Source organism: Bacillus cereus group sp. MG9 (assembly GCF_040459995.1).
Taxonomy (GTDB): Bacteria; Bacillota; Bacilli; order Bacillales; family Bacillaceae_G; genus Bacillus_A; species Bacillus_A mycoides.
On sequence record NZ_JARVHC010000001.1, the window covers coordinates 3,598,309 to 3,619,130 of the forward strand.

A 20,822-nucleotide genomic window follows, 5' to 3' on the forward strand; every position below is an offset into this window, starting at 1 on the left:
ACAATATGTACAACTCTAGTTAAAGGACACGACAAACCTCTCACATATTTCGAAAATTTTATTACATTTTAATATCTGAGAGAATAGAAAAAAGACCTTGTAATTCTACAAGGCCTGTTGCAAACTCCCTTTATTTTGTAGCAAGTACATATTGTAGTAAAGTCCTTGTTTACTAAGTAACTCTTGATGTGTTCCGCTTTCTACAATTTCCCCTTCATGCATAACAAATATTTGATCCGCATCTTGGATTGTAGACAATCTGTGCGCAATCGCTATCGTTGTTCTACCTTTTCGCATTTGCTGCAATGCCGTTTGGATAGCCTCCTCTGTTTCTGTATCAATATTTGCCGTCGCTTCATCTAACACTAATACTTTCGGATTGGTTGCTATCGTTCTAGCAAAAGCAATTAATTGCCTTTGACCACTAGAAAATGCAGCTCCTCTTTCGACAACTTCTGTATCATACTGCTCTGGTAATTTTTCAATAAACGTATTCGCTTGCACAAACTTTGCCGCTTCCTCTATCTCTTCATCCGTAATCTCTTCATTATACATACGAATATTTTGCTTTACATTTCCAGCAAATAAAAATGCATCTTGCAGCACAAGACCAATTTTCTTTCGAATTTCTTGTTCTTCGAACTTCTCTAAATCTACTCCATCTATTACTATATTTCCTGATTTAATATTGTAAAATCTCATTAATAAATTCATAATCGTACTCTTTCCGCTACCAGTATGCCCTACGAAAGCAACCGTTTGCCCTGACTTTACGTGAAAAGATACATTTTTTAAAACGTCACGCTTTCCATCATATGAAAAAGTAACATCTTTAAACTGAATTTCCCCGTTAGCTACTCGTGGCTGTTCACTCCCCATTTGAACAGGAGCTAAATCTTTATCATCCATTAAATGAAATACACGCGATGATGAAACAAGCGCTTGCTGGAAGAAAGATAGTTTCATCATCATCTCATTTACCGGCTGGAAGAAACGATGAATATAGTTAACGAAAGCATATAAAACCCCTACTTCAACAGGACTCTTTAAAGCATCGATTCCGAATAAACCAAGTACTAACGCAATTGCCACAATATGAACAAGATCTGTTGCTGGACGTAAAAGTAATGCATCTAATTTCAAAGTACGACGTCCAGCACTAAAATGTTTATTGTTCACTTCTTCAAATTCTTTTCTCATCCGCTTTTCTTGCCGGAACACCTGAACAATATTCATACCTTGAATGGACTCATTTAACTTTGCATTTAATATACTCAGCTGATTACGTACCTCTAAATAAAAAGCTGCACTTTTCCGTTGATACAACACCATAATTGCAAACATTACCGGAATTAATATGAGCGAAAATAGCGCTAATTTTACATCTAATAAAAACATCGCTACTAAAATCCCTACTAAAAAGACTACATTTTTCACGAATGTTGATAGTACACTAACATAAAAATCCTTAATCGCTTCTGTATCATTCGTTATGCGAGATACGAGCGTACCAATCGGCGTACGATCAAAGAAGCTTAATGACAATTTTTGAACATGTTCATACACTTCAACTCGCATATCTTGGACAATCTTAAAAGCGATATTTTGAAAGTACAATAAGTCTAAATAAGTAAATAATACTTTTAATAAATGAGCAATAATATACACTACAAATAGGGTTACAAGTGCTGATTGTTCAAAGTTACCTGGCACTAAGTGTTCATCAAGAAATTGCTTAATTAAAAAAGGACCCATCATTTCAGTTACAGTTGCACCAACTAGAAATAAAAATGCTAACGCCAATAACCCTTTATAGGGCCTCATATAAGAAAGCAACCTTCTTAAATCACTCCGTTTTTTCTCAGCCATCATACGCCTCCTTTCTCTACTAATGCCTCTAACTGCTGGCTTTCGTACATTTCTTTATACCAACCATTTTCTTTCATTAATTGCTCATGTGTCCCTCGCTGCATAACCCTACCTTCATCAATAACAAGAATAAGATTTGCATGCTGAATAGCACTTAAACGATGGGCAGTAATAATCGTCGTTTTCTCTGCCCTTTCTCGTTTCAATGCAGTTAAAATAGTTTCTTCTGTTTTTGCATCTACGGCTGATAAACAATCATCTAATATTAAAATTTCAGCATTTGTTAATAATGCACGCGCAATAGAGATTCTCTGTTTTTGACCTCCTGATAGTGAAACGCCCCTTTCACCTACTACAGTGTCATACCCTTCTGGAAATTGAAATATATCATTATGAATACAAGCAATATCAGCAGCTCGGCTAATTTCTTTATATGTAGCATCGGCCTTTCCAAAAGCAATGTTCTCCCCAATACTCGCTGAAAATAAAAAGTGATCTTGCGGTACATATGAAATTGCAGAACGCACACCGTGAAGTGTTAAATCTCGAATATCCCGCTCCCCAACTTTTAATTCACCATTAAAATGATCATACTCTCGAATTAAACATTTTAATAACGTCGTCTTCCCTGCACCGGTACGCCCTACAACTCCTAACGTTTCACCTTTTCTTAAGTTAAAGTAAATATCTTTTAAGTTTAATAGTTCATTCTTTTTATAAGAAAACGAATCAACAGCAAACGAAACATCACCACTTGCTATAGCATGTATAGCATTTTCCTTATTCACTACATCTGAAGTTTGTGAAAATATTTTCTCCACACGATCATACGAAGCACGTCCACGCTCCATAATATTAAATAGCCATCCAAAAGCTAACATTGGCCATACAAGTGTCCCTAAGTACGTTGTAAATGTTACTAATTCCCCTACAGTTAATTCACCTCGTACGACTAATAATGATCCGTAACAAATTGCGATCAAAAATGAAAATCCGACAATTAGGGAAATCGTTGGATCGAATAACGAGTCAATACGTGCAACTAGCATATTTTTATGTACGACATCTTCAGATTTTTTCCGAAACGCTTGTAAATCCTCTTTCTCTTGTCCAAGTGAGCGAATTACCTTCATCCCACTCATACTTTCTTGTACTTTATCATTGATTTCAGAAAACGATTGCTGTGCCTTATGAAATCTTCTATGCAATAAAGTTCCATAATAATTTGTAGAAATAGCTACAATTGGCATCGGAATTAAACTTAATAACGTTAACTTCCAACTAATTGTAAATCCCATCGCTACGAGTACACATCCTCCAACAGCTAATGAATCAACGAGTGTTAAAACACCTGCCCCCGCAGTTTGCTGAATCGCCTGAATATCATTTGTCGCATGTGCCATCAAATCGCCTGTGCGACGTGATTGATAAAAGGATGGGCTCATCTTAGTAAAATGTTCATATAGATTCTTTCGCAGTTGACGAGCTAGTTTTAAAGAAGATCCAAAAATCATAATACGCCATAAATAACGTAATATATACATCATAATTCCTACAACTACTAATAGAATAACCCAGTTCAACAATTTTTCAGACGTTAATGTTCCACTATTAATTTCATCTACTACAATCCCTAGTACTCTTGGCGCTACAAGTTCAAGAAGCGCGACACCAAATAACATAATAATTCCGATTATGTACGCTCGTTTTTCTTGCTTAAAAAACCAAGCTAAATTAAAAAACACTTTCATATTTATCCTCCTCCCTTAAAATGAGCGATGTTTTCAGTGTAACAAAAATACAGAATATTTAAAAGTTTTAAATATGTTTTATAACCAAAAGAAAAGGGCACTCGGTAAGAGTGCCCTTTTGCGCTTATTTTGTTTGTTGCTTGTTCATCGCGCTCATCATTTGATTGATTTTCTTTTGGGAAGGTTTTTGTCCCATTTGCATCATCATCATTTTTAACATTTGTTCGTTAATTGGTGGATTTTTTTGTAAGTAATTCATCATGTATTTGCGGGCAATGAAAAATCCTAACGCCACGCCTGCTACTAGTGCTACTACGCCCACTAGAATACCTAACCACATTGGCATATCTTTTCCTCCTTCATGTTGTCTACCTTACAGTGTACTAAAACCTTTTCAATAAGACAAGATACTATTCGACATTTTTTACACATATGTTCGTACTTGTTTGAGAGGATTTAACCAACCGTACTTTTTATTTTCATAATCCATCGCTAAAAATGTTAACTCACACTTTCTAAGCACCTCAAAGAAAGTTGTTTCCATGGATACATTTCCAGAAGTATTTATTCGAATATATTGTGGTTTCACCATTATTTCTCCGTATTCGGCTCCTGTATAAAGCGTATGAGTATGATTTGTTCTTTCATATTTACCAAGAACACGCAAAGCTTGTTCTAATTTATGATGAATTTTCATTACTTGTAACGGCATCGTAATATACGTCATTTGTTTATATAATACTTTCTTCTCCGAAAGGAACCCAGATTCTGAAAATCGAGCAAATAAATCAAAAAACAAATATTCACGACCAAAGTAAGCTTTCGCAATATCCTCTTGAATTAAATACAATTCATACGTTTTCATTTTTCCCCTCCCGATCTGGACAACCTTTTCCCTACATTATATAAGAGAAGATTTGCAATGATTGTCTGACTACGGAGAGAGAAAAAACTTTTCCTGTCGAAAAAACTCAATTACATAGAAAAATCTCCCCATGCTGGAGAGATTTTTCTAAAATCATTAAAGCATTTCTTTTACTTTACGAACAACGTTCTCTACAGTAAATCCATACTCTTCCATAATCTTCTCACCAGGAGCAGAAGCACCGAATGTGTCGATACCTAGTACATCTCCATCAAGGCCTACGTGACGGTGCCATCCGAATGTAGCACCCATTTCAATTGCGAAACGTTTCGTTACTGCTTTTGGTAGTACAGATTCTTTGTACTCAGCAGTTTGAGCTTCGAAGCGATCCATAGATGGCATGCTAACAACAGCTGCATCAACGCCGTCTGCTGCTAGAGCTTTTTGCGCTTCGATTGCTAAGCTTACTTCAGATCCAGTTGCAATTAAGATTACATCAGCAGTTTCTTTCTTGCTTGCAGAAACTACATATGCACCTTTTGCTACTTTTTCATAAGTATCGTCTTTTGCACCTTCTAATGTTGGAAGATCTTGACGAGTTAACACTAATGCAGTTGGTGTTTTTGTAGATTCTAGAGCTAGTCTCCAAGCTGCAACTGATTCGTTACCGTCTGCTGGACGAATAACAGATACATTTGGCATTGCACGAAGCGCTGCTAATTGCTCAACTGGTTCATGTGTTGGACCATCTTCACCAACAGCAATACTGTCATGTGTAAATACATACGTTACAGGCAATTGCATTAATGCTGCAAGACGAATTGCTGGACGTAAGTAGTCAGAGAATACGAAGAACGTACCACCGTAAGTTTTTAAACCGCCATGAAGTGCGATACCGTTCATTGCTGCACCCATTGCGAACTCACGTACACCGTACCAAATGTTTTTTCCGCTGTAATCAGCTCTTGTAAAGTCTTTTTCGTTATTCATGTATGTTTTGTTAGAACCAGCAAGGTCAGCAGATCCACCGAAGAATGATGGTACAGACTCTGCAATTGCATTAATTACAGCACCTGAAGAATTACGTGTTGCTGCTTTTGATCCTAATTCATAAGTTGGTAAGCTTTGTTCCCAACCTTCTGGAAGAAGACCGTTCATTGCTGCTTGCAGTTCGTTTGCTAATTCTGGATATGCTTGTGCATATTCACCGAGCATCGTGTTCCACGCAGCTTGCGTCGTTTCACCAACATCTTGTACTGTTTTACGGAAGTTGTCATATACTTCTTCTGCTACATGGAAGTCTTGTTCAGCAGTCCAAGCGTATGCTTCTTTCGTTAATTTTGTTTCGTCTACACCAAGTGGAGAACCATGTGAAGCTGATTTTCCTGATTTGTTTGGAGAACCGAAACCAATTGTCGTTCTTACTTCAATTAGCGTTGGGCGTTTTTCGTCAGCTTTCGCTTCTTCAATTGCTTTTGCGATTGCTTCAATATCATTTCCATCCTCAACACGGATTACTTGCCATCCGTATGCTTTGTAACGATCTTCTACACTTTCAGAGAATGAACGATTTAAATCGCCATCTAATGAAATATCGTTTGAATCGTAAAGTACAACAAGGCGACCTAATTGTAAATGAGCAGCTAATGAAGATGCTTCAGCAGAAACGCCTTCCATTAAATCTCCATCACCACAAATAGCGTATGTATGATGATCTACTACATTATACGCATCACGGTTGTATTTAGCCGCTAAATGTCTTTCAGCCATTGCCATACCTACAGCAGTTGCAATACCTTGTCCAAGTGGACCAGTTGTTGAGTCTACACCTGCTGTGTGACCATACTCAGGATGTCCTGGAGTTTTGCTTCCCCATTGACGGAAGTTCTTTAAATCATCCATTGTTAAGTCATAACCAGATAGATGAAGTAGACTGTATAGTAACATTGAGCCATGACCTGCAGATAATACGAAACGATCGCGGTTAAACCACGTTGGGTTATTTGGATTGTGTTTCATAAATTGAGTCCATAATGTATAAGCCATTGGTGCTGCACCCATTGGCATTCCTGGGTGACCAGAGTTTGCTTTTTCAATCGCATCAATGGATAATGTGCGAATCGTGTTGATAGAAAGTTGTTCGATTGAATGTGACATGCTATTCTTCCCTTCGCGTATGTTAGTAAACGTTTTATACATTTATATGATAGCTTCCCACGCAAGATTATACAACATGTATCGACAAATATGTTGATGTTTTTTTGATTTTCCATAAAAAACACAGTGATTTAGGGAATGTATGGGCATTCAATATGACATACTTTTTAATTGTTTTTATTTTAAAAATAAAGATAATTATCTGTATATTTATACAAATATACTAATTTCTGATATATCTCCTTTTTGATAACCTTTAAAAATACAAAAAAGCATCTGAATTAGATGCTTTTAAAACAAATTAAATAATCCGCTTACGAATAGAACTTGAAATAAAATCAATTATAATTACCATTAAAATGATACCTAATAAAATAATTCCCACACGAGACCAATTACGTGAACTAAGTGCAAAAATTAATGGCGTACCAATACCACCTGCTCCAATAACACCTAAAATCGCAGCGGATCGTACATTAATTTCAAACCTGTATAACGTATACGATAGAAAATCCGGTAACACTTGTGGTAATACGGCATACCAAAGTATTTGAAACCGATTTGCACCCGTTGCTATTAACGCTTCCGTCGGTCCCTTATCTATATTTTCAATTCCTTCCGAATATAGTTTCCCTAACATTCCGATAGAGTGTAACCCTAAAGCTAGAACTCCGGCAAAAGAGCCTGGACCAACAGCTTTTATAAATAAAAGAGCCATAACTAATTCAGGAAATGTACGAACAAAACTAAGTACAAATTTCCCAGTTCCTGAAGTTAATTTTCCACTACTCATATTCGTTGCCGCCCAAAAAGCAAATGGAACAGATAAAAAAGCAGAAATAAATGTACCTAATATCGCAATTGCCAACGTATCAATTAAACCGTGTAATAAATCTTCACCATCTGGCAAAGATACATACGACCAATCTGGGTTCAATACGCCTGTCATAATGGCTTTTGTAATTTCTCCCGCCGTATTCTTTATTCCCTCTAACGGGACTCCTGAAAAGGCCCATACATATACAACTGTAAGTGCTATAAAAATAATCCAGCGATTTACACTCAGTTTCTTCGGTTTTGGTATGATTATCATCGTTTTACTCATTATAATTTCTCCCGCAACAATGTACTTATATAATCAATTAGCAATACAACAACAAGGGTATAAATAATAATAGAAGCAGTTTGTTGATATTGTAAAAATCCAAGTGTACGATCATAATATAATCCAATCCCACCTGCTCCTACTAAACCTAGAACAGCTGCTGCACGTACATTCACCTCAAATGTATAAAGTACATAGGAGACGAAGTGCGCTTTCACTTGCGGAATGACCCCATAAACTATCCATTGCACCTTATTCGCTCCTACAGCTGTCATTGCTTCTAATGGACCTGGATCAATTGATTCAATTGACTCATACAATAATTTCGCTACGAGTCCAACGGAGAAACAAGTAAGAGCCAAAATACCTGGAAGTGGTCCTATTCCAAAAATCGCTACAAAAATAGCCGCTAATAATAAATCTGGTATTGTTCGTATAAAATTTAAAACCAATCGAGCTGGACTGTACAAAAATACACTAGTAAATACATTACTTGCCGCAAATAGTGCAAGTGGAATGGCTAAAATCGCCCCTAAAGTCGTTCCAATAATCGCCATACGTATTGTATCTAACATTGCTGTTGTAATAATTTGAAAATAACTCCAATCTGGTGGCACCATTTCCTTCAATAAATCCATCATATTCGGAAAACCAACTACTAGTTTTGAAAATGATGCGTCGACCTGTACACTACTACCCCACAACAGTAAAATAACTAAAATAACCGTTAACATATGTTTCAATTTACTCGGCGGCTTCGGTATCGATTTCGAATATATCGTCACTTCATTCATTTAGCTGCCACCTCTAATAATGCGCTTTTCTGAGCTACGTCCCCATAAATTTCAGCGAATTTTTCATCCGTTGCCTCTTCTACTAATCCATCAAAAACAATTTCACCAGCATGTAATCCAATAATACGAGTAGCATATTGCCTCGCTAAATCAATAGAATGTAAGTTTACAATTGTCGTAATTCCAAAATCCTCATTAATTTTCTTCAAATCATCCATTACTTGCTTTGTTGTCAGAGGATCTAACGAAGCAACAGGCTCATCTGCCAATATGATTTTCGCTTCTTGTGCCAATGCTCTAGCAATTGATACACGTTGCTGTTGTCCCCCTGATAATTCATCAGCTCGTGCATATGCTTTTTCTGAGATATTCACTCTATTCAGCGCCTGGAATGCAAGCTCCACATCCTCTTTCGGAAACAGACCTAACGTTGTACGCAATGTAGAATGATATCCAACCCGCCCAGCTAATACATTCTTCAGTACCGTTGATCGCTTCACAAGGTTAAAACTTTGAAAAATCATACCAATATCTCGGCGCATGCGTCGTAATCCTTTTCCTTTTGCAGCAGTAATAGACTCCCCTTCAATAATGATTTCTCCTTCTGTGATTTCATGAAGGCGATTTACCGATCTGAGAAGTGTTGATTTTCCAGCACCGGATAGCCCGACCATTACAACAAACTCACCTTTTTGAATTTTCAAGTTTATATTATTCAATCCTTTTGTACCATTCGGATACACTTTGGAAACATTTCGAAACTCTATCACACATCTTACCTACCTTCTATGTATTATCAATAACTGAAAAACGGCAAACTAACTGAAATCACACACTTTCCAGTTAGTCGCCATTTCCATATGTATTATTGCGTTTTCACTTTCTTTCCATATTCACGAACGATATCAAATTTACTATCATCAGATTTAACGTATCCTTCATGTGAGTATACTTCTTTAATGATTTTGTGCCCTTCCTCATTCTTTCCTATTTCAATGAAAGCATCCTGTAATTTCTTGCTCCACTCTGCATCTAAATCAGAACGTACAGAAATCGTATCGTTTGGAATTTTCTCCGTAAATTTCACTATTTTCGTTTGATCGAATATATTCGGATAATCTTTTTTTACAATATTGCGAGCATCTTGGAATACAACAGCTGCATCTACATCACCATTTAAAAGAGCAATAAGTGACTGATCATGACCTTTTAATGTAACAGGTTTCACATCCTTTAGCGGATCGATTCCCTCTTTTAACAATACAGCCGCAGGCCATACATAACCCGCTGATGATGTTACATCTTGGTAGCCAATTTTTTTACCTTTTAAATCTTTTACACTATTAATATTAGAATCTTTCTTAACAACAAACTCTGATTTATAAACATCTACTAAATCCTTTGTGGGAGCTCCAGTTTCATCATCTACCCCAAAACGTTGCGCCTGTAAAATTACGTTTGCAGCCTTTTTCTCATGCGCTAACACATACGCTGTTGGAGGTAAAAAGCCTACATCTACTTGCTTAGATGCCATCGCTTCTACAATTGTATTGTAATTCGTTGAAATACTAACTTTTACCGGAATGTTTAATTTATCACTTAATAGCTTTTCCAATGGTTTTGCCTTCGCCTCTAACGTATCTGCATTTTGAGAAGGAACAAATTGAACATTTAGTGTCTTCGGTACATAACCTTTTTTCGTATCTTCATTTTTACTTGCACTTGATTCCTTCGTTCCACATCCACTTAATAATCCCGCTGCTAGTACAACTGTTGTGCTCATTGCAAAAACTTTTTTCAACATGTTAATGCCTCCATTTTTCGTTGTTATAAAATAACCTTCCATAAACATGAAGAAATATATCACATATTTTTACAAATAATTGCTTATTTACAGAATCTTTACACATTCTATACATTCACATTAAAATTCTTTTCATATATTTGATATGATTAATTGAAAGATAACTATAGAAAAGGTGAATGGCGTTGAATCAAAATCAAATTGTAACTTTAAATATTTTATTAACAAGCGATGTACATGGTACTGTGTATCCAATTCACTACCAAGATAACTCCAAAGCAGAAATTGGTTTAGCTAAAATTTCTACTCTCATAAAAAAAGAACGTTCTCAAAATGCAAACGTTCTTCTGATTGATAACGGGGACTTCATTCAAGGAACACCATTTACTTATCATTACGCTACATACGAAAAAGATATGGAAAACCCAATGTCCTTATTAGCCAACTACTTAGAGTATGACATTGCAATTATCGGAAATCATGAATTTAATTACGGAATGGATATATTAAATAATGCTGTGGCTACTGCAAATTCTCCTTATCTATCAGCAAACATTTTAGATAAAAACAGAAAAGAACCTTATTTCGGGAAACCATATATAATAAAACATATTGAATCAAATATAAAAATTGCTATTTTAGGGGTGACAACGCATTACATCCCCCATTGGGAACAAGCACATCATATTAAAGATTTACAATTTGAAGATGCATTTGAAACAACAAAAAAATGGGTTTCTTACATCCGTAAACATGAAAAACCAGATTTACTAGTCGTAGCCTATCACGGGGGATTTGAACGTGATTTACAAACCGGAGTACCGACTGAAGTTTTAACAGGTGAAAACCAAGGATATGCAATGTGCCATGAAATTGAAGGCATAGATATTTTACTAACAGGCCACCAACACCGAGAAATCGCTCACACCGTGATTAATGGTGTAACAATTTTACAGACCGGATGCAATGGACACTCAGTTGGAAAAGTAACAGTAACATTCGAAAAAGCAGAACAAAAATGGGTGAAAAAAGAGAGTTATTCAGAGTTATTGCCCGTACAAGGAATTGCGGCAGACCAAGATGTTCTTTCCTTGGTTGCCAATTATGAAGAGAAAACACAAAATTGGCTTGATAAACCTATTGGAATAATTTATGGGGATATGCAAATTTCCGATGCTATGCAAACACGTTTGCAAGACCATCCTTTTATTGAATTCATAAATAAAATACAGATGGATATAGCTAATGTTTCAATTTCTTGTACAAGTTTGTTTCATAATACATCTCCAGGTTTCCCGAAACATGTAACAATGCGTGACATCGTTTCTAATTATATTTATCCAAATACATTAAAAGTAATTAGAATAACCGGAGCGGATATAAAAGATGCTCTCGAACTCTCTGCTTCTTATTTCACATTAAAAGCAGATGGAACCATCATCGTAAACCCTACCTATATAGAACCAAAACCACAACACTATAATTACGATATGTGGGAAGGGATTTCGTATGTATTAAACATTTCAAAACCAATTGGAGAGAGAGTAGAGTCTTTGCAGTATAAAGGCGCTCCTCTTAATATGAATGAAGAATATGACGTTGTTATGAATAATTATCGTGCAAGCGGTGGCGGGAACTTCTTTATGTTTCAAAATAAACCAGTAGTAAAAGACATACCAACAGATATGTCTGAACTTATCGCTAACTATATATTGAAGCATAAAAGGATAGAAGCAACGAAAAATGAAAACTGGAAAGTTATTAAATAACAATTTTAACAAATAAAAAAAGATGGGCTATGCCCATCTTTTAATTTAATTTTGCATTATCCTGCTTTTTTAAAGCTTTTAATTTCGCCGGTGTAACGTCCGTGCCTTCTTCGTTAACGACTTTAATTCCTTTTAATTCGTTTAACATATTTTGACGAAATCCTTTTAAATATTGTTCACGAAGCGATTGGCGCTCACGTTGTTCTTCTTCAGTTAAGCCTTCAGCTTTTGCTTTTTTCGCTAAGAAGTTAATGCGTTCAATGAGTTCTTGACTTGGCATCTCGAATCCCCCTTCTACTCAAAACTGATTATTATCATACAATAGTTAGTCCTCTTTATCAAGCAATTGCTTTGTATATTCTACATACCTTCGATGTACAGTTGCTTTTGAAACATCATGACCAAAACCACGAAGTGTTGCTGCAATTTCTTCAAAAGTTAATTCATTCCGGCGCAAACGTACAATTTCCTCAATTGGCACTTCTTTTTTCTCACGTCCTACGCTTAAATGACGATTTTTCAAATTATTTTCTGGACGAAATCCTTTCTCCACTGCTCTTTGCATGCCACGTTTAATTTTTAAATTGTGGATCTTTCTTTGATACTCTTCAACGATCCCAATTATATTTAGCACCATCGAATCAGAATCTGAAAGCTGTAATTCACCACTATGCGTGTGCGTATAAACTTTTATCCCCTCTTTATGTAAACAATGCATTAATGCAATCTTTGCATTTCCTCTACCAAGACGCGTTTCATCTTGTATAAGTAGTACATCAACTTGTTCATCTCGAATTGTATCTAGCACTTCTAATATGCCATCACGTTCAATTGTATAACCGCTAGCCTGCTCCTCAATTACCTTTGTAACATCCATTTGATAGCGCTCAGCTAAATGCAATAATTCATCTTTTTGACGCAATAATGATGTTTCCTGTTCTTCTTTTGTTGTGCTCACACGTGCATAAATAATTGCATTCATTTTGAACCCTTCTTTCTCACTATATTTTCCTTATAGTGTATCATAAATTTGCCTTTCGTTCGAACTTATGTTTGTAGAATGTTTTTTCGCATGTTATACTTAATAATAAGAAAAATGAAAGAAAACGAGGTGTTAGAAAACATGGAAAAGTTAACGAAACGCCAGCAAGACATTCTCGACTTTATTAAGCTAAAAGTACAAGAAAAAGGATATCCACCTTCCGTACGTGAAATCGGTCAAGCAGTCGGCCTTGCTTCTAGTTCTACAGTGCACGGACATTTATCACGACTAGAAGAAAAGGGATATATTCGACGCGATCCAACAAAACCACGCGCAATTGAAATTTTAGGTGACAACCGAACGGAAACACAATCTGTTATTCAAGTTCCAATCATCGGAAAAGTTACTGCCGGTTTACCGATTACAGCAGTCGAAAGTGTAGAAGATCACTTCCCACTTCCAGCTAGTATCGTTGCTGGAGCAGATCAAGTGTTTATGTTACGCATTTCTGGAGATAGCATGATTGAAGCCGGTATCTTTGATGGTGATTTAGTTGTTGTTCGCCAACAACAGTCTGCATACAACGGTGAAATTGTAGTTGCTTTAACAGAAGATAACGAAGCAACTGTTAAACGTTTCTATAAAGAAAAAGATCATTTCCGTCTACAACCGGAAAACTCTTCACTAGAACCTATTATTTTAAAACAAGTGTCAGTTATTGGAAAAGTAATTGGCGTATATCGTGATTTACATTAAAAATAATAAAAAGAAGATAATTCCCTTATTTATATAGGTAATTATCTTCTTTTTATATTTTGATAGATTTCCGTTCATTCAAAAGAATGCGTTTCATTAATTATTAACGCGTTTCAATAGTAACATCTCCAGCAGCGGTTTTACCGCTAATCTTTTTACTACCATTACCAATCGTTATATTTTTATTGTCTTCATTAAAAATTGTCACGTCTCCAGCAGCAGTTTGCCCAGTTATAACTGCATCTTGTGGTTTTTCCAATAAAGTAATATCTACATCTCCAGCAGTTGAACTTACCTCTAAATCATATTTAGAATCATGATCAATAATATCTATATCCCCACTAGCCGTTTTTGCTGTTACTTTCCCTATTACTTTTTTAAAATTCACATCACCAGCTTTTGTAGACCCCTCCACACTCTTTGCTGTTACATGTTTCAAATCCACTTCTCCGGCGAGTGTTTCAACACTTACGCGGTCACTTTTCACATTACTTATTTCTATTTGTCCAGCGGATGAATTTACTTTTATCTCTTGATAAGAACGTTCAGGTACTAATATAGTCACTGTAGGCGTTTGAAATCCGAAATTGTAAAATGAAAAATCAAATGAAACACCTTTTTCTATTTCCCCTATGATTTTTAATGTATCACCATCTTCAGCAATACGAATCTCCTGTTTACTTACGTCTCCTTTTTGCTTTACATAAAAAGAGGAATCAGGAGATTTTTGGACAACAATATCTCCAGCATCTAACTTAACTTCTACATTTTTTAGCGTTTCGTTTTTAATTACGTCCTCTTTATCTCCTTTTTCTGCAGTTTGTACTGCTTTTTCATATGTTTGTGAAATCCCTATTACTCCAATAATGATACAAGCGATAGCTACTAATAATATCTTTTTCATCATCTACTCCCCTTTTATCATTTTGAAGTTCCAGACTACATAGCGTACACATAATCTTTTAAACCACTTCGTACTATAATAAGCTACAATACATAACAACAAACCTACTCCGACAAACGTTATACTAACGAAAAGATCCAACCATATAAAAGTGCCCATAAATACTTTTACAATAACGAAAAATGGTGTCACTACACTAGCAATCCCACCGACCCAAAAGGAAAATATAAAAGCTATAATTGCAACTAACGGGCCTAACACAATAATAAAATTAAACAAACTAAGTCCAACCGCTGCCATGACAGCTCTTGTCACATTTGAAGTCGACGGATCTTTTTTCATTTCATCAAATCGATACATCGCAAGTAAGTCTTTCGCAATTACTTTCGGAGAGCCAAGTCCCTTTATTATTTCTGATTCAGTTTTCCCCTCTTCCATCCCAAACTGAAAGTGCTCTTCATAATCAAATAAAATATCTTGTCGCTCTTCTTCTGGTAACTTTCTAAGATGACTTGATAATTCTTTAAGAAACTGCTCTTTACTCATCCCATTCCACCCCTTCAATAATTTCTTGAACACCTTTAGCAAAATCACGCCACTCTGTTACTAATAAAGTAAGTTGCATCTCTCCTTGCTCTGTTAGTTGATAATATTTACGGGGCGGTCCTTCCGTCGATTCTTTTAAATATGTTTGAAAATATCCCTCTTTCGTTAAACGACGTAATAACGGATATACAGAACCTTCCGATATTAAAAATTTATTAGAGATTTGCTGAACAAGTTCATAACCGTAACTATCTTTACGTTTCACTAGTGCCAAAACACATAGTTCTAACACACCTTTTTTAAACTGAACGTTCAAGGACAATCCCCCTTTCTCATTTTAGTACTGTTCAATAAACGGTAGCTATTTTATCCATAATATACCACTTAGTATTATTTATTGCAAGGTACTGAATTATATTTATTCCCTAAATTTAGAAAACACAAATATAAAAGCCCGAATAAGACCTTTTGTAACTGACCATTATCCGGGCTATCATTCAACTCGAATTACAATAATACAAGATTTCATTCAATCTTTCTCCTCTATGAACCCACTTCCATTTGTGACCCTAATAAATTTCGAAATACACCTTTTCTCTCTTTAGCCAATTGATTAAATTCACCTTTTTGAACAATCTCACCTTTTCCTAAAACAATAACTTGATCTGCATTGCGGATCGTAGATAACCGATGCGCAATAACAACAATAGTCATCGTTCCTTTCAACCTTTCTATTGCTGATTGAATTTTTACTTCATTTTCAGTATCTAATGCACTCGTAGCTTCATCTAATACTAAAATGGATGGTTGTCTTAAAATAGCTCGAGCTAGTACAAGTCGTTGACGTTCACCACCTGAAAGTCTCACTCCACGATCTCCAATGAGAGTATCAAGCCCTTTTGGAAGCATTCGTACAAATTCAGCTGCCGCCGCAAAATCTAATGCAGTCCAAATTTGTTCTTCACTCGCATTCGGCTCAATCATCAATAAATTTTCTCTTATGCTGGCATTAAATAAAAAAGGATCTTGTGGCACATAACTAATAGCCCGTCTCAATGACAATAAATTTTCACTTGTAAGAGGAGTTCCATCTATTAATACTTGACCTTTCTCTGGCTGAATCAATCCCATTAAAACATCGATTAATGTGCTCTTCCCAGCTCCCGAATGTCCCACAATAGCCGTCATACTATTGATTGGTATTTTCACATTAATATTTTGAAGTGCATACAAATGCTCCTCCTTATTATATCGAAAATAAATACCCTTACATTCAATACCCTGCTCTATACAAATCGGCTTTATATGTTTTTGCTGATGTATATCCTGCATTTCAATTGCTTCATTACATTCCCCTTGTAAGTCCCATAATGACTTAAAAGCAGGAATGCTTGCAGCAAGCTGTTCTAAATTTGACTGAATTGTCATAAATCGTGGCCATAGTCTCGAAAAGATGAGTATGATTAATAGTAATTGGGTGGGTTGAGCTTTAAATATACTTACTGATAATAATATAAAAAATGCAATTAAAATAGCCATTGAAACTTTATAAAACAATTGAGAGTTCGACCTTATTCTCATATACTCCATTTGTTCATTACTCATCTTTTCTGTTATAGATTGTAACCAATCTAAACGTGATGCTTCCAAAGTATTACTCTTTATATCTTTAATTCCATTAAAATGATCTGTTATACCAGAAAGATAGTCTTGTGCTAATTTCGAGGTCTTACCGCCTAGTATTCGTGCTTTTTTTATAAAAGCACGAGAAGCTACTAAGAATAATAAGCCAAAGACCAAAACAAATATAGTTATTTGGGGAGATAATAAAAACGCAAGCCCCACCTGTATGAATGTAAACAGAATAACAGCTAACAATTGTAAAATTAAATTAACCCCATAACTTACGCGAGCTAATTCTGTAGTTAATATATTTATTAGATTTGTTTTCCTTTTCTCTAAAAAAAAACTCCACTTCGCTTTTAGAATCATACTATATGTTTCTATTCTTAATTCTCGTACAAAAGCTTGTTGCGTTCTCGCATCCCTTAGCGTTATGTTTCGTTGTAATAGATTTTGCCCTAACACTATTAGTATATATATACCTAAAATAGAAATTAGGCTTGTTGTTTTAGGGAAATCCTGCAAAAATCTATAAACAGGTGCAATAAAAGCAGTCTCCTCACCTATATTAATTATTCCAGCCATACTTATCATAGGAATTAATAAAATAATACCTATCCCTTCAAGTAAACTTATTAAAACCATACCAAACAAATTCACATACAGAATTTTCCCTGCAGAAGAATATAATTTCTTCATAAAATATATAATATGATTCATCGATGTTCCCCCTATGACAAAGCAAGCTTCTTTGTTTTCCTCCAAAGACATAGAAACGGACGTAAAGGAAAATATAAAAAATGAAGGAATTTAGGTAACGGCAATGTTTTTGCATCAATCGGATAAGGATAGAGTTGGCTCATAATAAATAAAATTTTTTGCTGATTAGACATCAGTGAAAATAAATGCCTACTATGATAAGCAAGTACTTCTTCAGGAACAGGATCGGTATGCAAGTTTATCATTTGCTTGAAATAAAACAGCGCTTCTTGAGCTAACTGCTTTGAACGTTTTTTCGCTACTAATTCCATCATCCTCTTATCTAATCGTGCACCTAACATTTGAGATGCCAAAATTAATGCTTGTCCTCCTAAATGAAACATTTGATATTTTCTCATTAATTTGTTAATCTCACTCCAGTTAAGATCTTGATTGACAATTTTTTTTATATCCACTAACCAGCGCAATCTAGACCAACCATGTCTAGCACCATGAGAGACAAGAAATAAAAATAAATCTTCCTTTCCTAACATATATACCGAATTACTTGTAAGTGCACTTTTTCTCTTTCGCTTCCAAAGCTCTTCAAACCCAGGTTCCTTACCCGGTCCAGGATTTAACCTCCAATGAATTTCAAGTTTGATCCGCCTTGTTGGATGGAAAAATGTTATATGGTGATGCCTCCATTTCCAATCACTTAATATCGTTTGAATATAATCATCTTTCACATATCCTTGCTCTAAAAGTAGTTTTTCTACTTTTTCTAATTTTTGAACAGGAATGAGAACGTCCAAATCACAAGATGTTCGTAAAGAAATATCTCCATATAAGTCCTGAGATAGTACAGGTCCTTTTAGAAACATCGTACGAATCTCATTTTCATTAAAAAATTTATTTATTCGTTCCATTTCAGCACTTAAATAAAGCATTTGAAATGTATTATTTCTATATTTTCTATTTAAAGTTTGTACAACATGTGAAGGAATTCGTTCCTCATCTACCTGTTTAAGTTTTTGATAAATCACCGGATAAACACGATGATGCATGGCTTGCTCAAGAAAAACCTCCCAATCAATATCTGTGAACCATTCACTACTATAAGTTTGCAGTGTTTCGTCATCTTGTAACTTCAAAATTGTAAAAAGAAGTTTCAATTCCTTAGACATGAACTCTACATTAAGACCAAAATCTTTCTCCATTTTATTCTCCTTTAATAGTGTCCTCACTTAACCTCTTTGCAAATGATCCAACGACAGTAAATTTCTCCATTCCTTCTGATCCAGTAACATAAAAAGAACCGCTCCGTAACCATGCATGCGCAATTAATTCACCATGACTAGCCTTAGCAGTTCCTAAATAAAGAGTACTCTCAATGTGACGTTTTTCGAGCATTTTCATCCCAGCTATAGCTTTAACAAGGCATTGACTTTCCCAAAAAGTATAACGACTCATAATAGAAATAGCTTCAGACACCTTCTTTAGTGTATCCCCGTGTGGCTGAATTTGAGCAACTGATGTTTCGTTCATGTAATCCCCTAAAGAAGGTGCAACTTTGGAAAAGGTAATACTTTTCAGTACACGCGCCCATCCTAAAAAAATAAAAGCCTCTAAAAATAAAAGCTTTGTTTCCATGTTCAGTGATAAAAATACCCTTAACCTTTTCACAATATTCATTAATCCCTTCCTAACAGTTCTCTTGAAATTGCGAATCTATCTATTAGATTGATCTTTTATTTGAATTAAACCTTCTTGAAATAAACGCTCTAAAAAGGAAAGAACTTGCTCTTCACAATCGCCCCGTTCAATGTTGTACTTTGACAACAATGTACTGACAAGTTCAGTAACCATAATTGGAGTTTTTATTAGTTCCCAAATTTCTCCTCCTGTTTCTCCCAAATTATAATATTTCCCTTTTTGAACATTTAGCATTACTTTTTCCCCATCCATATCACTCACAATATTCCCTTCACTTTGCACAATCTGACACTCTAGAGAAATTCTCTCTGTATACATCATCTATTACTCCTCCATGTATAGTTTTTAATATAATTGATACAAGTTCATGCGCTGTAAACCTATTATTTGGACGTTTCAAATGAAACATATCTACCTGGTTTATCACACTTGTAGAAGTAGTGAAATGCCACTCTGTCAATTTTAATTGCGTAATTAAAAACTTACGAAACGTGTGAAAAAACAATGTACGCAGTCGTTCAAGTCCTTCAATTCGAATCAATTCAACGTTCTCACCCTCTGTTTTCGTTAACTCAATAACACCAGCAAGAGGTAATGGTTCAGAGAAAAAATGAGATTGTACAGGCACAGCATACTTTGTTTCTCGCTCAAACAATGGATTATAACTTGCCGTTCCCATTCCAAAAGCATTCAAACTTTCCGCCCATAATTTTTGTTGCGGATAAGATGGAATCACAATTGGAGTCTTATCTGACGAAACTGTCACAGCAATTACATCATCACTCAAAATTTTGTATCCTTTACTTAAAAAAGCCGCTGCAAGAGTTGATTTACCTGCTCCCGAATTACCTACAAAGGCATAAACCTTCCCATCAATATTTATTGCACTACCATGTAATGGTAATATTCCCCTTTGAATTAATAAGGCACCCATACAAGTTCCAAGTATATAAAGACGGATCTTATCTTCACAAGCTTCCTTCATTGGTGAAACAAATATTTGCTTTCCTCCTTGTATAGAAAATATAGCAGTATCAGGAATACGAATCATAACTACGTTTTTATCAACTACAAAGTTTTGTTTTGCGCTAGCAAGTTCCCTCCACTTCTGAGATAAATCAGTTAATCGAATTACAATTTCTACATTCTCTTCTTGTTCATTAATTTGAGGTAATTCCGGCAACTTCATTTCACTCAAAACTCTTAACCCAAAAACTTTATATACATTTTTATTTGTAGTTTCCATCAACTCTCTCACTCCAAATAGCTTTCAAAATTTTTATAAAAAACCCTTATACTTTTACTGTATAAGGGAATAACAATGTGCATCCTAATTGATAAATTAGCTATGGTGAATCGTTTCATCAACATCTGGTTGGGCAGCATCAGGTATTTTAATACCCGGTCCAGCCATTGTCATATTGATATCAAGCACTTCCAGTGTAGGCATTGTCCAATCCTTTTTCATGATGTCACCTCCCT

At 35.4% G+C, this 20,822-nt stretch carries 22 protein-coding genes; 2 read left to right on the forward strand and 20 right to left on the reverse strand.

Annotated features, from left to right (window positions below):
* Positions 1 to 105: 105 nt before the first annotated feature.
* The 9 genes from QCI77_RS18405 to QCI77_RS18445 form a co-directional block, all read right to left on the reverse strand.
* Positions 106 to 1,869, reverse strand: a complete 1,764-nt coding sequence (locus QCI77_RS18405; protein ID WP_060750835.1) for an ABC transporter ATP-binding protein — start codon at positions 1,867 to 1,869, stop codon at positions 106 to 108.
* A complete protein-coding gene (locus QCI77_RS18410) occupies positions 1,869 to 3,620 on the reverse strand; it encodes an ABC transporter transmembrane domain-containing protein (protein ID WP_002033485.1) in 1,752 nt (583 codons plus the stop codon). Before QCI77_RS18410 ends, QCI77_RS18405 begins: the two co-directional genes overlap by 1 nt.
* A gap of 124 nt (positions 3,621 to 3,744) precedes the next feature.
* Entirely contained in the window at positions 3,745 to 3,966 is a 222-nt protein-coding gene (locus QCI77_RS18415; RefSeq protein ID WP_001132292.1) for a YneF family protein, read from the reverse strand.
* Positions 3,967 to 4,044: 78 nt separating this feature from the next.
* On the reverse strand, positions 4,045 to 4,485 hold the full coding sequence (sirA, locus tag QCI77_RS18420) for a sporulation inhibitor of replication protein SirA (protein ID WP_002014415.1): 441 nt from the start codon (positions 4,483 to 4,485) through the stop codon (positions 4,045 to 4,047).
* A gap of 156 nt (positions 4,486 to 4,641) precedes the next feature.
* Positions 4,642 to 6,642, reverse strand: coding sequence for a transketolase (gene tkt / locus QCI77_RS18425; protein ID WP_353825330.1), 2,001 nt, complete (start codon positions 6,640 to 6,642; stop codon positions 4,642 to 4,644).
* A gap of 301 nt (positions 6,643 to 6,943) precedes the next feature.
* A complete protein-coding gene (phnE, locus tag QCI77_RS18430; protein WP_002014419.1) occupies positions 6,944 to 7,747 on the reverse strand; it encodes a phosphonate ABC transporter, permease protein PhnE in 804 nt (267 codons plus the stop codon).
* Positions 7,747 to 8,541: a phosphonate ABC transporter, permease protein PhnE gene (gene phnE / locus QCI77_RS18435; protein ID WP_113769567.1), complete on the reverse strand. Its 795-nt coding sequence runs from the start codon at positions 8,539 to 8,541 to the stop codon at positions 7,747 to 7,749. Before phnE (QCI77_RS18435) ends, phnE (QCI77_RS18430) begins: the two co-directional genes overlap by 1 nt.
* A complete protein-coding gene (phnC, locus tag QCI77_RS18440; RefSeq protein ID WP_002033479.1) occupies positions 8,538 to 9,311 on the reverse strand; it encodes a phosphonate ABC transporter ATP-binding protein in 774 nt (257 codons plus the stop codon). Before phnC ends, phnE (QCI77_RS18435) begins: the two co-directional genes overlap by 4 nt.
* A gap of 95 nt (positions 9,312 to 9,406) precedes the next feature.
* Positions 9,407 to 10,345, reverse strand: a complete 939-nt coding sequence (locus QCI77_RS18445) for a phosphate/phosphite/phosphonate ABC transporter substrate-binding protein (RefSeq protein WP_002137777.1) — start codon at positions 10,343 to 10,345, stop codon at positions 9,407 to 9,409.
* Between the two features lie 185 nt (positions 10,346 to 10,530).
* Here QCI77_RS18445 and QCI77_RS18450 point away from each other — a divergent pair, with 185 nt between their 5' ends.
* Positions 10,531 to 12,114: a bifunctional metallophosphatase/5'-nucleotidase gene (locus QCI77_RS18450; RefSeq protein WP_002165251.1), complete on the forward strand. Its 1,584-nt coding sequence runs from the start codon at positions 10,531 to 10,533 to the stop codon at positions 12,112 to 12,114.
* 40 nt (positions 12,115 to 12,154) lie between these two features.
* Here the strand turns inward: QCI77_RS18450 and QCI77_RS18455 are convergent, their stop codons facing one another.
* Positions 12,155 to 12,394: a DUF896 domain-containing protein gene (locus tag QCI77_RS18455; RefSeq protein WP_002014431.1), complete on the reverse strand. Its 240-nt coding sequence runs from the start codon at positions 12,392 to 12,394 to the stop codon at positions 12,155 to 12,157.
* Between the two features lie 45 nt (positions 12,395 to 12,439).
* Positions 12,440 to 13,096: a YneB family resolvase-like protein gene (locus QCI77_RS18460; RefSeq protein ID WP_002128580.1), complete on the reverse strand. Its 657-nt coding sequence runs from the start codon at positions 13,094 to 13,096 to the stop codon at positions 12,440 to 12,442.
* A 141-nt stretch (positions 13,097 to 13,237) separates the two neighbouring features.
* Between QCI77_RS18460 and lexA the strand changes: the two genes are divergently transcribed.
* Complete coding sequence (gene lexA, locus QCI77_RS18465) at positions 13,238 to 13,852, forward strand: transcriptional repressor LexA (protein WP_002087894.1); 615 nt, start codon at positions 13,238 to 13,240, stop codon at positions 13,850 to 13,852.
* 103 nt (positions 13,853 to 13,955) lie between these two features.
* On the opposite strand, the gene QCI77_RS18470 is transcribed toward lexA, so the two are convergent.
* The 9 genes from QCI77_RS18470 to QCI77_RS18510 all read right to left on the reverse strand — a co-directional run bounded on the left by QCI77_RS18470 (position 13,956) and on the right by QCI77_RS18510 (position 20,808).
* A complete protein-coding gene (locus tag QCI77_RS18470; RefSeq protein ID WP_353825331.1) occupies positions 13,956 to 14,759 on the reverse strand; it encodes a DUF4097 family beta strand repeat-containing protein in 804 nt (267 codons plus the stop codon).
* Positions 14,760 to 15,302, reverse strand: coding sequence for a DUF1700 domain-containing protein (locus QCI77_RS18475; RefSeq protein WP_002128581.1), 543 nt, complete (start codon positions 15,300 to 15,302; stop codon positions 14,760 to 14,762). It lies immediately after the preceding gene.
* Positions 15,295 to 15,618, reverse strand: a complete 324-nt coding sequence (locus QCI77_RS18480; RefSeq protein ID WP_002185126.1) for a PadR family transcriptional regulator — start codon at positions 15,616 to 15,618, stop codon at positions 15,295 to 15,297. Before QCI77_RS18480 ends, QCI77_RS18475 begins: the two co-directional genes overlap by 8 nt.
* A gap of 227 nt (positions 15,619 to 15,845) precedes the next feature.
* Positions 15,846 to 17,645, reverse strand: coding sequence for an ABC transporter ATP-binding protein (locus QCI77_RS18485; RefSeq protein ID WP_353825332.1), 1,800 nt, complete (start codon positions 17,643 to 17,645; stop codon positions 15,846 to 15,848).
* 11 nt (positions 17,646 to 17,656) lie between these two features.
* A complete protein-coding gene (locus QCI77_RS18490) occupies positions 17,657 to 18,844 on the reverse strand; it encodes a nucleotidyltransferase domain-containing protein (protein ID WP_002167807.1) in 1,188 nt (395 codons plus the stop codon).
* A 1-nt stretch (position 18,845) separates the two neighbouring features.
* Complete coding sequence (locus QCI77_RS18495) at positions 18,846 to 19,319, reverse strand: lasso peptide biosynthesis B2 protein (protein WP_353825333.1); 474 nt, start codon at positions 19,317 to 19,319, stop codon at positions 18,846 to 18,848.
* Between the two features lie 36 nt (positions 19,320 to 19,355).
* Positions 19,356 to 19,661 carry a lasso peptide biosynthesis PqqD family chaperone gene (locus tag QCI77_RS18500; protein ID WP_012261439.1) on the reverse strand — a complete coding sequence of 102 codons (306 nt, stop codon included), beginning with the start codon at positions 19,659 to 19,661 and terminating at the stop codon, positions 19,356 to 19,358.
* Positions 19,612 to 20,589, reverse strand: coding sequence for an aldolase (locus QCI77_RS18505; RefSeq protein WP_353825334.1), 978 nt, complete (start codon positions 20,587 to 20,589; stop codon positions 19,612 to 19,614). The genes QCI77_RS18500 and QCI77_RS18505 overlap by 50 nt, the downstream gene beginning before the upstream one ends.
* Positions 20,590 to 20,682: 93 nt before the next feature.
* Positions 20,683 to 20,808 (reverse strand): paeninodin family lasso peptide, encoded by a 126-nt coding sequence (locus QCI77_RS18510; RefSeq protein WP_040963111.1) that lies wholly within the window; start codon positions 20,806 to 20,808, stop codon positions 20,683 to 20,685.
* Between the last annotated feature and the right edge of the window lie 14 nt (positions 20,809 to 20,822).

Excerpts from the sequence above, each read along its gene's own strand:
- QCI77_RS18470 (WP_353825331.1), bottom strand. The coding sequence starts at position 14,759 with ATGATGAAAAAGATATTATTAGTAGCTATCGCTTGTATCATTATTGGA.
- lexA (WP_002087894.1), top strand. The coding sequence starts at position 13,238 with ATGGAAAAGTTAACGAAACGCCAGCAAGACATTCTCGACTTTATTAAG.
- QCI77_RS18475 (WP_002128581.1), bottom strand. The coding sequence starts at position 15,302 with ATGAGTAAAGAGCAGTTTCTTAAAGAATTATCAAGTCATCTTAGAAAG.
- QCI77_RS18445 (WP_002137777.1), bottom strand. The coding sequence starts at position 10,345 with ATGTTGAAAAAAGTTTTTGCAATGAGCACAACAGTTGTACTAGCAGCG.
- sirA (WP_002014415.1), bottom strand. The coding sequence starts at position 4,485 with ATGAAAACGTATGAATTGTATTTAATTCAAGAGGATATTGCGAAAGCT.
- QCI77_RS18500 (WP_012261439.1), bottom strand. The coding sequence starts at position 19,661 with ATGATGTATACAGAGAGAATTTCTCTAGAGTGTCAGATTGTGCAAAGT.
- tkt (WP_353825330.1), bottom strand. The coding sequence starts at position 6,642 with ATGTCACATTCAATCGAACAACTTTCTATCAACACGATTCGCACATTA.
- QCI77_RS18485 (WP_353825332.1), bottom strand. The coding sequence starts at position 17,645 with ATGAATCATATTATATATTTTATGAAGAAATTATATTCTTCTGCAGGG.
- QCI77_RS18410 (WP_002033485.1), bottom strand. The coding sequence starts at position 3,620 with ATGAAAGTGTTTTTTAATTTAGCTTGGTTTTTTAAGCAAGAAAAACGA.
- QCI77_RS18405 (WP_060750835.1), bottom strand. The coding sequence starts at position 1,869 with ATGGCTGAGAAAAAACGGAGTGATTTAAGAAGGTTGCTTTCTTATATG.
- QCI77_RS18460 (WP_002128580.1), bottom strand. The coding sequence starts at position 13,096 with ATGAATGCAATTATTTATGCACGTGTGAGCACAACAAAAGAAGAACAG.
- QCI77_RS18490 (WP_002167807.1), bottom strand. The coding sequence starts at position 18,844 with ATGGAGAAAGATTTTGGTCTTAATGTAGAGTTCATGTCTAAGGAATTG.
- QCI77_RS18495 (WP_353825333.1), bottom strand. The coding sequence starts at position 19,319 with ATGAATATTGTGAAAAGGTTAAGGGTATTTTTATCACTGAACATGGAA.
- phnE (WP_002014419.1), bottom strand. The coding sequence starts at position 7,747 with ATGAGTAAAACGATGATAATCATACCAAAACCGAAGAAACTGAGTGTA.
- phnE (WP_113769567.1), bottom strand. The coding sequence starts at position 8,541 with ATGAATGAAGTGACGATATATTCGAAATCGATACCGAAGCCGCCGAGT.
- QCI77_RS18415 (WP_001132292.1), bottom strand. The coding sequence starts at position 3,966 with ATGCCAATGTGGTTAGGTATTCTAGTGGGCGTAGTAGCACTAGTAGCA.
- QCI77_RS18510 (WP_040963111.1), bottom strand. The coding sequence starts at position 20,808 with ATGAAAAAGGATTGGACAATGCCTACACTGGAAGTGCTTGATATCAAT.
- QCI77_RS18455 (WP_002014431.1), bottom strand. The coding sequence starts at position 12,394 with ATGCCAAGTCAAGAACTCATTGAACGCATTAACTTCTTAGCGAAAAAA.